Here is a 12533-nt window from a genome sequence, read left to right as displayed (position 1 = left end):
ATTCGAGCCTGAATGTGCGGTCTTGCTTTGGGGTCGATACCTCGTTGCTGATTATGGCGCACAAAAAGCCCCCCAGCGGGTCGGTAGCACTACCGACTCGTTGGGGGGCTTTTTAATTGCCCTATACTAAACCCGACCTACTTGGCTTGGGCCAAACTGGCACCGCTTACGGCGCGCAATGCGTTCACACGGCCATGACCGTAGTAAGCATCACGGCCGGGGGTACCTAAGTCATCGGCTGAGGACCGCAGGATGGCTTCTACCCTGTTGGGAGCCATCTGCCCGCCATTCTTGCCGATAATCAGAGCGGCCACACCGGCCGCGTGAGGGGCAGCCATACTTGTGCCGGCTGACCAGCTGTAGCTGGTAGCAGTTGCGGTGCTCAACACCATATCCAGAGCCCATACAAACTGTCGTACGCCCCGGAAAGTGACAATCTCGTTGGTGGGATAAGAAAAATCACCGCCGGGAGCCGCCAGATCAACGTCCGGGGTACCGAAGTTGGTATAAGAAGCGACCCGGTCAAGGTTGGTGCTGGTGTTCAAAGCCCAGCCGATAGGCCCGGTAGCCGAAATAGAAATTACGTCCTTCGCATCGGAAGGCATATGTATCATATTTGCGGCCTTCATGTCAGTTGCATCATTACCGGCTGAGGCAATGACGGTTACGCCATTCTTAGCTGCATAAGTAGTAGCCTTGTTGATGGCCTCCACCAGTTCAGCAACCTCCTTTTGCACCTCTTTGTCTTTCACCTGAAAATCATCTGATGGGTCGTTGGGCGTGCCGTTGTCGTCCATGTATTTGCCATTGCGCGGCAAGGCACCACCCAAGCTCATGTTAATTACATTGGCCTGTTTCGTCACAGCATACTCGATGCCCTCAATCATCCAAGAGAAAGCGCCACTGCCGGAATCACGCAGCACCTTTACCAGGACAAGTTTAGCATCTGGGGCTACGCCGATTACGCCAATAGCATTATCCACTGCCGCGATAGTGCCGGCCGTGTGCGTACCGTGGCTGAAGGTTCCACCTCTGTTGAGCGCGGGATCAAATTGAGCCGCTTCTCCTGGTACGAAAGACTTACTATCCACGATATTGCCTAACAAATCGGGGTGCCTCAGGTAGAATCCACCGTCTAATACTGCCACGCGCACGTTCTGGCCTCGGGCTCCAGTGTTCCAAGCCTCTGGCGCCTGAATAGCAGTATGGCCCCACTGTAGAGGGAAAAGAGGATCGTTGTCGGCGCTGCTAGGGGGATTGGTATTATCGGCAGTTGCCTCCACGGTCTTCTCCTGTGGGTCGTAGCCCTGATAAGTAAAATCGTGAATAACCGAGCGGACTCCGCTGATTTTGCTGGCCTTAGCAATAAAGTTTGGGTCGTCGGAGGTAGCAGTGGCAATACCCACGCCACTAAGCTGCTTGGTTACCTTGCCATTAGCCGATTTTGTTTTGCTGTCAATATCGGATGGCAGCTTGTCAGTAGCCGAAATAATAATGTAGTGGTTGCCCCGACGTACGGTTGAAGTCGGAACTGACTCAATCGAAGCGTCGCTGTTTGTGCGCTGGCTGAGATTCTCCGAAGGATTCAGATCCTCTTTGCTGCACCCAAAGGTAAAAAGTAGGGCTAAGCCCAATGTAGCAGTGAATTTTGGGGTAAACTGTCTGGCTTTCATGTAGAATAGTATGGTGGAAGATTTCCCTAATTGAGACAATCCCATTTGAATTACCAAACTATTACCAGAATAAATATAAACTTTATTGAACAAGTAAACTATATAGGGATTTACGATAGCTATTATTTAAGCTCAACGTTTTCTAAATTTAATTCAAAATATTATCGCCGATTGACAATGATGTTATCAATTAGACGAACACCAGCTAGCCACACAGCTAAGCAGAGTGCTATTTCTTGATTATCCAGCCAAGCGTCTATTGGCTGTAAGCTGATAGCATCAGCTACCTCAAAATATTCTAGCTCAATAGCATTCTCTTTAGCTAAATATGCTTGCACTTGCTGCTTTACAGTCGCAACGGGTTGCTTCTGAGCAACTAATCGAGAGCCCAGTTCTAGCGCTCGATACAACTGGGGAGCAATTTGCCGAGCCTCAGCAGGCAAGCGCCGATTCCGCGACGACATAGCTAAGCCATCAGCTTCGCGCACCGTCGGAAAGATGATCAGTTCCAGATCGAATGACAAATCAGCTACTAGCTGGCGGATAATAGTGACTTGCTGTAAGTCCTTTTGCCCGAAATAAGCCCGGTGAGGCCGGCTCATATGAAACAGTTTGCTTACTACCGTTGCCACACCGTTGAAGTGACCAGGTCGGTGGGCCCCTTCCATTACTTGTTCCAAGGCACCAAAATCGAAGTGAAGGCGACTAGGCTGAGGGTACATTTCTTTTACGGGGGGCAAAAATAACGCGGTACAACCAGCCGGTTCTAGCAGCGCAGCATCCGTTTCGGGCAGGCGTGGGTAGAGGCGGAAATCGTCAGCGTTATTGAACTGGGTCGGGTTGACGAAAATACTGACTACCACTACGTCGTTCTCAGCAGCGGCGGCCTGTACCAACCGTAGATGCCCCTCGTGTAATGCACCCATAGTAGGCACTAGACCAATGCGTTGGCCTTGTCGGCGCCATATTTCAGTTTGGGCTTGCAACGCGGCGGCCGATTGCAGTATCTCCATAGGGTAGAAGGCCTGTGGGAAGGACCCACAGGTAGTTTTTATTGAAATTCCGCTTAAAAATGTTTAATTTTGTGCATCCCAAACTATTGCCTCTTTCTTAATCACCTCTACTAACCTTATATGTCCAAGTTGAGAATACTCTATGCTGCCACGGAAATCAACCCGTTTTTGCAGACGACCAAGGTAGCGGAGTTTCTGCGGATGTTGCCGCAAGGCATGCAAGAAATGGGGATGGAGATCCGCATTTTTGTTCCTCGTTTCGGAATTATCAACGAGCGCAAGAACCGATTGCACGAAGTGGTACGCTTATCAGGTATCAATATTGCCGTTGGCGAAGAAGAGAAGCCGTTGATTATCAAAGTGGCATCTATTCCTAATGCCAAGCTACAGGTTTACTTCATCGATAATGAGGACTATTTCCACCGTAAATCGGTGTTGGTAGACAAAAATGATAAGTTTCACGCCGACAACGACGAGCGCGCTATCTTCTTCTGCAAAGGTGTGCTTGAAACCGTCAAGAAACTAGGCTGGGCGCCAGATATCGTTCACTGCAACGACTGGATGACAGGACTGATCCCGATGTATTTGAAGACGACCTACAAAAAGGATCCAATCTTCAAGGATGCTAAGTCGGTGTTTACAATTTACAATAACGAGTTCGACCACAAGTTCAGCGGCGACATCATTGAGAAGGCAAAAATGCTTGACATTGATGACAAGATGCTGGCGGCTCTGAAATCGGCCGACTATGAAGGCTTCATCAAAGTTGGAATGGATTATGCCGACTCAGTTGTAAAATCGGATGAGGACTTCAGTGAGAACATGAACGCCATGTTCACCGAGTATGCCCAGAACACCCAGAAGAAGTGCATCGGCCAGGTGGGCGCCGACGAGAACCTATTGACTTCTTACTACGCGCTTTATAATGAATTGGCCAGCTAGCGCCTTCCGCCTAACCGCAACCATCTGCTTTTCTGCCGCACTGCTACTCACTACCAGCTGCGACGATCCGAACGATATCCGAGTATTGTTGCCGAATGAGGGTTCCAACCCCACCGATTACGAGGAGTTCAAAGCTCCGGTAGCTACCATTCTGCAAGACTCGCTGGAGACCCTGAAAGCCGACAACTTTCTGGTTGGCCGGGTGCGTGATGCTGCGTTGGGAACTACTACGGCCCGCTCTTATTTGAATCTGCAGGTTAACATGCCCGCCGATTCCTTGCCTGCGAAGTTCACCGGCACGGTGCTGGATTCGACGGTCGTGATAATGAGCTTCAACCAAGTATACGGTAGCGCTACGCAGCCCGTGCGATTCAACGTGTTTGCCCTTCCGCAACGCCTTGATGACCGGAGCAGCTATAACGCCAGCACCGTTCTCCCACTCGGTCAGCCTATTGCCACCAATCTAGTTAGTTCCCTCAATCGGACTCGTGTTACACGGCAACGCATTTCGTCGACGGTAACGACGGATACTGCCACTGCTAGAACTACTGTGCAAGATCGCACGGTTCGGTTAGCTATGTCGCGGCCTAATCAGACTCCAAATCTTTTGGGGGGCGTTTTTTCAGCCCTGCAAAACGAGAACTTCACCCAGGCGCAGTTAGATGCTGTCTGGAAAGGTATGGCCGTTACCCCCACTGATGACTTCTCGGGTACAATAGTTGGGTTTAACCGCTCTAATGATCTGCGTGTAGTTTTTTACTATCACGACTCCACCACCCCTACCAAGCGCCGCGCCTACTCAATTTATTTTGGTAGCCCGGCTCGTAGCAGCAGTGAAGCTGTTAACAGCATCAACCTAAATGCTCCGCGCTACTTCACCCAGATCAGTACTGACTTGTCAGTTACAGGCCCTTTTGCTCGTCTCACCGACGGACGTGCGGCTGTAACTTCAGCTGAAGCAGGGGGTATTTCTTATGTACAGGAAGGTGTAGGCTTTGGCACTCGGCTAGAAATTCCGGCTGGTTTGAAAGCTCTGAAGGACCGCAAGGATATTGCTATCAACAGAGCTGAGCTGATTGTGCCCGTTAAGCCTTTCACTACTGCTTTATTTGCATTGCCTCGTCGGCTTTTCCTGTATGAGGCCAACGCTAATAATCAAGTGCTGCAAGCCTTAGTTAATAACTTCCGCACTGACCGTGTTGTCTTAGGCGACAGCACTAGTGCAACTGGCCAGCGGGTAGAAGCAGCCGCTCGTTTCTACGACCTAGGCGAGAATAATAAGTATTATAGTGTTCTGATTACGAACTACGTGCAGAACTATATCTATAATCAGACCGACGCCACCCGGCCTTCTACGCTTATTTTGTCCCCCACTCTACGGACCCTACCCACGCTCACGCTGAACCGGGCCGTACTCGACGCTGATAACATTACGCTTCGCGTCTATTATTCTAAATTGCGCTAGCAAAGTACACCTTAAGCGGCCTAAGCACGTCGGCATGACCTTTGCCGTAGGCGGGCCGCTTATTTTTCTTTTAAAACTATCTTTCCCTGACGCGCTATGTGCGGAATTGTTGCTTACATCGGCTATCGTGAAGCCTGCCCAATTATCATTAAAGGCCTGCGTCGCTTAGAATACCGCGGCTACGACTCGGCTGGTGTAGCCCTGCTCAATGATACCTTGAACGTCTATAAGAAGAAGGGAAAGGTTCAGGAGCTGGTTGATTTTATCGAGGAAAAAGATACGCACGCGCAGATTGGCATGGGCCATACCCGCTGGGCAACCCATGGCGAGCCTAATGATACCAACGCCCATCCTCATTATTCTACTTCTGAGCGCATTGCCATCATTCACAATGGTATAATTGAGAACTACGCAGCCCTGAAAACGCACTTGCAGCAGCAGGGGCACGTGTTTCAATCGGATACGGATACAGAAGTATTTGTCAATCTCATTGAGGAGATCCAGAAGCAAAACGTTTGCACCCTGGAAGAAGCGGTACGCCTGGCTTTGCACGAGGTCGTTGGCGCTTATGCCATCGTTGTGCTAAGCAAAGACAACCCCAACCAGCTTATCGCGGCTCGCAAAGGCTCGCCGCTTGTTATTGGTGTGGGCAAAGACGAGTTCTTCCTTGCCTCAGACGCTACTCCTATCATCGAGTACACTAATGAAGTGGTATATGTAAACGATTATGAGTTGGTAGTAATTCGGGACGGCAAACTGCAAATTCGCTCCAAGGAAGATGTCAGCCAGACACCTTATATTCAAAAATTGGAGCTAGAGCTGGAAAGCATTGAAAAAGGTGGCTATGAGCACTTTATGCTCAAAGAAATCTTCGAACAGCCTCGTTCCATCCTAGATTCAATGCGTGGGCGCCTAGAGTTGGAAGCGGGTCACCTGAACATGGGCGGTGTGCGGGCCTATGAGCAAAAGTTCGCGAATGCCCAGCGCATTATTATCGTGGCTTGTGGCACTTCATGGCATGCGGGCCTCGTAGCAGAATACCTGCTCGAAGACTTGGCTCGCATTCCGGTGGAAGTAGAATACGCATCGGAGTTCCGTTACCGCAACCCCGTTATTTCGGAGCGCGATATTGTTATTGCTATCTCTCAGTCGGGAGAAACGGCTGATACTTTGGCTGCTATTGAACTGGCGAAGAGCAAAGGCGCTACTATTTTTGGTGTTTGCAACGTGGTGGGCAGCAGCATTGCCCGTGCTACGGATGCGGGTGCTTATACCCATGCAGGTCCTGAAATTGGTGTGGCTTCTACCAAAGCATTCACGGCTCAGGTGACGGTGCTTACCTTGCTGGCGATGATAGTAGGCAACAAGCGCGGCACCTTATCCGACATAAAGCTGCGAGAGCTAATGGTGGAGCTGAGTAACATCCCAGCAAAAGTGGAGCAGGCGCTACTGCTAGACACTGAGATTCGGCAGATTGCGGAGATCTTCAAAGATGTACCCAACTTCCTGTACTTAGGTCGGGGCTATAACTTTCCGGTAGCGCTGGAAGGGGCACTTAAGTTAAAAGAGATCAGTTACATCCATGCTGAAGGCTATCCTGCCGCCGAGATGAAGCACGGCCCTATCGCGCTGATTGACGAGAACATGCCGGTCGTAGTTATTGCGACCAAAGACAGTTCCTATGAGAAGGTTGTTTCTAACATTCAAGAAGTAAAAGCTCGCAAGGGTCGCATTATTGCCGTTGTGACTGAAGGCGACCAGGTGATTCCGGCAATGGCCGAATTTGTTATTGAGGTGCCAGCCACTAGTGAGGTGCTGATGCCGCTCGTGTCGGTGGTCCCGCTGCAGTTGCTTTCTTATCACATTGCTGTTCTTCGCGGCTGCAACGTCGATCAACCTCGCAACTTGGCTAAGTCGGTGACGGTAGAATAACCTATAACCATATCACAAAAAAGCCCCCAGAGATATCTCTGGGGGCTTTTTTGTGATATATGAGTTTTAACTAGAGCACAAAGGATTCACTGCGCAAATACATAGTCTGTAACAGCGGGCATACTTTGTAGCGCTCCTCATGAGTGTCCCGCCACAACGCTTCTAGCACCTCATACACCCGACTGACCCCGATCAGATTGGCCCATTCGAACGGCCCGCGCGGGTAGCTGGTGCCGAGTTTCATACTCTTGTCGATATCCTGAATGCTGGCCGTACCTTCCTGCAACGTGTAGCAGGCTTCATTGATTATCATGCAAATAACCCGTGGCGTGACTAGGCCCACGCGGTCCTGCACCACGCGGTAGTCGGTACTCAGCGCGGCGCAGATTTCGGCAAGCCGGGGGGCTTTTTCGGGATTGTATAGGCTGACTTCCAGCAGGGGGCGGTTCACCAGAGTTGGCAGGCCGCAGAAGCCTACCAATACTGCTGTGGGTTCTTCGTACTCCTCCTTAGCAACGGCCTCGCTCAAGGAGACCGTTGAGGTCTCAACAAACACCACTTTACCAGCTTGATTAAACAGCCACCAAGTCCAGACCGACCCAAAGTTTAATATTACGTCACTGATGGTAGCCGCGGCTTTCACCTCCTGTTCAAGTGCCTGCCACTGCTCTGTCGTTTCATTAACAAGTTCAAAAAACGTGTACTCATGCTCTGAACCGAACTTGTCCTTCAACTCGGTGGCCATATGGCTACCATCAATAATCAGCAGGTGCATATTTTCTCGTAAGTTTCGGCTTAAAGATACCTTCCTTCCCTACAACGTTACCAAAATGCCCCCCACCATCATCTATTCCGCCGATGCGCCGGCGCCAATCGGACCTTACAGCCAGGCTATTCAGGCCGGCAATACAGTTTACGTTTCGGGTCAGATTGCCCTCGATGCGCACACGGGTCAGCTCGTGGGCAATGGCGACGTAACGGCCGAAACTCACCAGGTAATGCACAATCTGCAAGCCGTGCTGCAAGCGGCCGGCCTCACGCTGCGCGACGTAGTGAAGTGCAGCATCTTCGTGAAAGACCTCGGCAACTTCGGCATCATCAACGACATCTATGGCAGCTATTTCGACGCCGATTACGCCCCCGCCCGGGAAACGGTAGAGGTAAGCCGCTTGCCCAAAGATGTGCAGGTAGAAATTTCCTGCGTAGCTGTGCAGTCCTGATAGGATAGCGAAAGCATAGTATATATCTTGTTGAAACTATCTATGCTTTACCCTACTATCAGATGAAAGAACTAGGCCTCGGATTATTCATTATCGGCTTATTATCACTGTTTTTGCCCTTTCTAGGGTTGAAGTTTATTTTGCTGGCTTGGATAGACCAATGGGGCCCCACTGTAGCGTGGTTGATCCGTGGCGGCATTACATTGCTTGGCCTAGTGCTATATCTCACTTACCGCAACCGCGACTAACTCCGCGGAGGCAAGCGTTGTTGATAAGCTACAAAACCGCCTGAGCCAGCCGGCGGCGGGCGGTTTTGTCGTACCTTCGCGCCGCGTTTTTTTAGTCTGAGCGCGAATTTTTGTTTGTATGGAAAGAGAAGTTCGGGTGCGATTTGCGCCCAGCCCCACGGGGCCGCTGCACATTGGTGGCGTGCGCACTGCGCTGTATAACTATTTGCTGGCCCGCAAGCTGGGGGGCAAAATGCTGCTGCGCATCGAAGATACCGATCAGAACCGCTTTGTACCCGGTGCCGAAAAGTACATTATGGAAGCCTTGCGTTGGGCTGGTATCGAGATTGACGAAGGCCCGGAGCAAGGTGGCCCGCACGCTCCCTACCGCCAGAGTGAGCGCAAACCCATGTACCGGCAGTACGCGCAGCAGCTCATCGACAGTGGCCACGCTTACTACGCCTTCGATACCCCTGAGGACCTCGACGCCATGCGCGCCCGCCTCACGGCCGCCAAGGTGCCTAATCCGCAGTATAATGCCATTACGCGCAGCCAGATGCGCAACTCCCTCACCTTGCCCGAGGACGAGGTAAAAGAGCTATTGGCCAGCGACACGCCCTACGTTGTTCGCCTTAAAGTGCCTCGCAAAGAAGAGGTGCGCTTTCAGGATTTAATTCGGGGCTGGGTTGTAGTACACTCCTCGGCTATTGATGATAAGGTGCTTATGAAGTCGGATGGTATGCCGACGTATCATTTGGCCAACATCGTGGACGACCATTTGATGGAAATTACCCACGTAATACGGGGTGAGGAATGGTTGCCCTCGGCACCGTTGCACGTGCTGCTATACCGCTATTTAAACTGGGAAAGCACCATGCCGCAGTTTGCTCACTTGCCCTTGCTGCTTAAGCCCGACGGCACCGGCAAGCTTAGCAAGCGCGACGGCGACAAGCTCGGATTTCCCGTTTTCCCGCTCGAATGGCACGGCCAAGATGCCGAAACCGGCGAGCCGACCGTTAGCAGCGGCTACCGCGAAAGTGGCTATCTGCCCGAGGCTTTTATCAACTTTCTGGCATTTTTGGGCTGGAACCCCGGTTCGCAGCAGGAGCTATTTACCATGGACGAGCTGATTGAGTCTTTCTCGATTGAGCGCGTGAGCAAGTCGCCGGCCCGCTTCGACCAAAATAAGGTGCGCTGGTACAACGAGCAGTACTTGCGAGCTAAACCCGATCCGGAGCTGGCGCAATACCTACTGGCTGCGTTGCGCGAGCACTGCATTGAGTGCACCGAAGAGAAAGCCGTGCAGATTGCCGGCGTAATGAAGGAGCGGGTAACTTTTCCCCAGGATTTCTGGCGGGAAGCGCAATACTTCTTTCAAGCGCCCACTACGTACGATGAGCAGGTGATAGCCAAAAAGTGGAACGCCGCTACGGCCACCGCGCTGTCAGAATTTGCCCGCGAACTACCCGCTCACTCCGACGCCACCCCTGATGGTATCCGAACGCTGCTCACGCAGGTACTAGAGCGCCAGGGTATCAAAATTGGGCAAGTGTTGCAGGCCCTACGCGTAGTAGTCACGGGCGTAAGCGCCGGCCCCGACCTAATGGCTACGATGAGCATTATTGGCCCAGCGGAAACCGCACAGCGCATCGAAACGGCCGTGCAGCAGTTGCCAAAATAAGCAGTTGCAGAGGCTTACGGGTAGCTGCCTAATGTTACCAGCCATAAGCTTCTGCTACTTTCCGTATCCGCATCTAGGGTCGCGCCGTATTGCTACGGGGCGACCTTTGCGTTTGGGGCGGGGCGCTATGATCAACCACACCGTAAACGGACGATGTTATGGCTAAGAAACCCGTCAAAAAGAAGAAAAGCGACCCGGATAAGAAAGCTCGGGTGCACAAGGAGCTCGAGGGCTTTGAAATAAAAGTGAACCCGCTGGGCGAAATTACATCTACCTACACGATTGAGGAAGTCAACCAATTTCTGAATCGCCATGTGCGCGATAAGAAGCTGGTGAACCGAGATGGACAGTTTGGTGAGAAGATAGAGGATGAAGATGAGGAGTTTCCGCTAGAGGAAGGAGCTCAGGAGCCCGAAGAGTCGGAGGAAGATTTTATGCGCCGGACGAGTCAGGAAGCTAAAAAGCGGAAGAAATCAGCTAGCAGCGCTGCTGATGAGCCCGACGAGGAAGAAAGTATACCAACGACCGAGTCGCCGGAATAAGCTGATCAGAGAATAGAAAAAAGCCCTCCAGAAGATTTCTGGGGGGCTTTTTTACGACAAGAGTATATAGCAGTTCGGGCATTTTGCTATACTTGAGCGCTATTTGACTTCTCTTCCTTTCGCCATGCAATCTCACGACGTAGACTACCGCATTCTCGGCCACGATATTCAGGTGCTCGAAATAGAGCTGGACCCCAACGAGACGGTTATTGCCGAAGCTGGCGCCATGGTTTACATGGAGGAAGCTATTGCCTTTGAAACCAAGATGGGCGACGGCTCAGAGCCGGACCAAGGATTGATGGGGAAGATCTTTTCGGCGGGCTCGCGGCTGCTGACGGGCGAATCGCTGTTTATGACCCACTTCACCCACCGCGGCGGCTATGGCAAAAGCCGGGTGGCCTTTTCGGCGCCTTACCCCGGCACCATTTTGCCTCTCGATTTGCGCATATTACCCCAAGGGCTAATCGTGCAGAAAGATGGTTTCTTGGCGGCGGCCCGAGGCACCAAAATCGCAATTCACTTCAACCGCCGCTTGGGTGCGGGATTTTTTGGGGGCGAGGGTTTTATCCTGCAAAAGCTAACGGGCGACGGCAAGGCATTTATTCACGCTGGGGGCACCATCATTGAGAAGCAGCTCAACAACGAGCTGCTCCGCGTAGACACCGGCTGCGTGGTGGCCTTCGAACCAAGTATTGATTTTGACATCATCCGTGCTGGGGGGCTAAAATCGATGATTTTTGGCGGCGAAGGTTTGCTGCTGGCTACGTTGCGCGGTACTGGCAGAGTATGGCTACAGTCGATGCCCGTCAAGAAGCTGATTCAGGCACTTATGCCTAATGGCGGCAACGCGAAAAAGGAAAGCGGCGGTTTGCTGGGTAATTTCCTAGAAGAATAAGAGGGAGGCTAGCTCACAAGCCAACCTCCCCGCTTCCGGTTTAACGCTTTCTTATCTAGGCGTTAGGTGCCTTCAACTGCCACCCAAGTGCGTAGCAATAAAGCCGAGGCTGATTACTAAAGTGCAAACCAAGAAGCCTATGACCCCTATAGTGACGATGGCACTCAGCGAAGAGAGCTCGGGCTTTTCAGAACTAGAGCTGCGGCGGGATACATAGGAGCGGGAGCGGGTAGTAGAAGCGGGCACAGTGTGAAGTCTAATCGTTAGAGATTTGCACAAAGTCAATACCCACGTAATATATCAATAACAATGCCTTATGATTTAATTATATTTTCATCTTGCCTTTGTGCTTTTTCTTAACCCTTAAAGCTTTCGTACCGACTCGAGTTTGCCGATATTATAGGTTTCCACTTTTTCGGGGTGCCCACTGGGTGAGTAGGTTATCCAATCGCCTAGCCAGTAGAAGTGGGCGTCGGTGGCATCGGTTACAAATTGAGCCTGCCCCCGCTTGGCCACCTTACCATTCGGATGGTAGTAAGTAATGATCTGGCGGCCTACAGGGCGCTTCAGATATACTTCCTGCCGCTCTAGCTGGCCCGTGATGCTGTAGTAACGCCAGCGGCCCACGGGTCGGCCGTGTCGAAAGCGGCCTTTCGTACCTATCTTTTGATACTCTTCGTCAAAATAGGCGAACCAGCGGCCGTGCCGTTCGCCGGTGCGGTCATATTCATTAAGTGACCAAAAACCGATGGGAACTTGCTTGCGCGCTGTAGACGCCGAACTAGCGCAAGATGTAAGAAATAACCCCAGAAACAGTAAGCAGAGTAGCTGACGCATGCGGGTTCATATTTAGATGACAACCAAGCAACAACCACTTTTCGCCGCTGGTAGTTTCGCTTAAATCCGCTGTCTTATTCTAAACCTGCCCTTGACCGCAAAGCCC

General features: G+C 51.6%; 12 protein-coding genes. 8 read left to right on the top strand and 4 right to left on the bottom strand.

The features are described 5' to 3' along the window. Window positions 1–137: 137 nt before the first annotated feature. Both ACW9KT_RS01170 and panC read right to left on the bottom strand, forming a co-directional pair. Window positions 138–1673, bottom strand: a complete 1536-nt coding sequence (locus ACW9KT_RS01170; RefSeq protein ID WP_457077536.1) for a S8 family peptidase — start codon at window positions 1671–1673, stop codon at window positions 138–140. Window positions 1674–1834: 161 nt separating this feature from the next. Beyond that, window positions 1835–2686 carry a pantoate--beta-alanine ligase gene (gene panC / locus ACW9KT_RS01165; protein WP_457077535.1) on the bottom strand — a complete coding sequence of 284 codons (852 nt, stop codon included), beginning with the start codon at window positions 2684–2686 and terminating at the stop codon, window positions 1835–1837. 120 nt (window positions 2687–2806) lie between these two features. Here panC and ACW9KT_RS01160 point away from each other — a divergent pair, with 120 nt between their 5' ends. The 3 genes from ACW9KT_RS01160 (at window position 2807) to glmS (ending at window position 7025) form a co-directional block, all read left to right on the top strand. Continuing rightward, complete coding sequence (locus tag ACW9KT_RS01160; RefSeq protein ID WP_457077534.1) at window positions 2807–3628, top strand: glycogen/starch synthase; 822 nt, start codon at window positions 2807–2809, stop codon at window positions 3626–3628. Continuing rightward, window positions 3612–5093 (top strand): DUF4270 family protein, encoded by a 1482-nt coding sequence (locus ACW9KT_RS01155; protein ID WP_457077533.1) that lies wholly within the window; start codon window positions 3612–3614, stop codon window positions 5091–5093. Before ACW9KT_RS01160 ends, ACW9KT_RS01155 begins: the two co-directional genes overlap by 17 nt. A 96-nt stretch (window positions 5094–5189) precedes the next feature. Next, a complete protein-coding gene (gene glmS, locus ACW9KT_RS01150; protein WP_457077532.1) occupies window positions 5190–7025 on the top strand; it encodes a glutamine--fructose-6-phosphate transaminase (isomerizing) in 1836 nt (611 codons plus the stop codon). A gap of 70 nt (window positions 7026–7095) precedes the next feature. Here glmS and ACW9KT_RS01145 read toward each other — a convergent pair whose 3' ends face one another. Further along, window positions 7096–7800 (bottom strand): 3-hydroxyacyl-CoA dehydrogenase family protein, encoded by a 705-nt coding sequence (locus ACW9KT_RS01145; protein ID WP_457077531.1) that lies wholly within the window; start codon window positions 7798–7800, stop codon window positions 7096–7098. 55 nt (window positions 7801–7855) lie between these two features. On the opposite strand from ACW9KT_RS01145, the gene ACW9KT_RS01140 reads away from it, so the two are divergent. The 5 genes from ACW9KT_RS01140 to ACW9KT_RS01120 all read left to right on the top strand — a co-directional run bounded on the left by ACW9KT_RS01140 (window position 7856) and on the right by ACW9KT_RS01120 (window position 11590). Then, on the top strand, window positions 7856–8245 hold the full coding sequence (locus ACW9KT_RS01140; RefSeq protein ID WP_457077530.1) for a RidA family protein: 390 nt from the start codon (window positions 7856–7858) through the stop codon (window positions 8243–8245). A gap of 62 nt (window positions 8246–8307) precedes the next feature. Further along, on the top strand, window positions 8308–8493 hold the full coding sequence (locus ACW9KT_RS01135; protein ID WP_457077529.1) for a hypothetical protein: 186 nt from the start codon (window positions 8308–8310) through the stop codon (window positions 8491–8493). Window positions 8494–8611: 118 nt separating this feature from the next. Beyond that, window positions 8612–10153 (top strand): glutamate--tRNA ligase, encoded by a 1542-nt coding sequence (gene gltX, locus ACW9KT_RS01130; protein WP_457077528.1) that lies wholly within the window; start codon window positions 8612–8614, stop codon window positions 10151–10153. 158 nt (window positions 10154–10311) lie between these two features. Further along, the gene (locus ACW9KT_RS01125; RefSeq protein ID WP_457077527.1) at window positions 10312–10695 is read left to right on the top strand and encodes a hypothetical protein; all 384 of its coding nucleotides are present in this window, start codon (window positions 10312–10314) and stop codon (window positions 10693–10695) included. A 124-nt stretch (window positions 10696–10819) separates the two neighbouring features. Then, window positions 10820–11590 carry a TIGR00266 family protein gene (locus ACW9KT_RS01120; protein WP_457077526.1) on the top strand — a complete coding sequence of 257 codons (771 nt, stop codon included), beginning with the start codon at window positions 10820–10822 and terminating at the stop codon, window positions 11588–11590. A 363-nt stretch (window positions 11591–11953) separates the two neighbouring features. Here ACW9KT_RS01120 and ACW9KT_RS01115 read toward each other — a convergent pair whose 3' ends face one another. Next, window positions 11954–12427 carry a toxin-antitoxin system YwqK family antitoxin gene (locus tag ACW9KT_RS01115; protein ID WP_457077525.1) on the bottom strand — a complete coding sequence of 158 codons (474 nt, stop codon included), beginning with the start codon at window positions 12425–12427 and terminating at the stop codon, window positions 11954–11956. Window positions 12428–12533: the final 106 nt, after the last annotated feature.

The organism is Hymenobacter sp. HD11105 (assembly GCF_054051685.1).
Note: the sequence above shows the minus strand (reverse complement) of the source record. Positions and strands in the feature narration are given on the sequence as shown.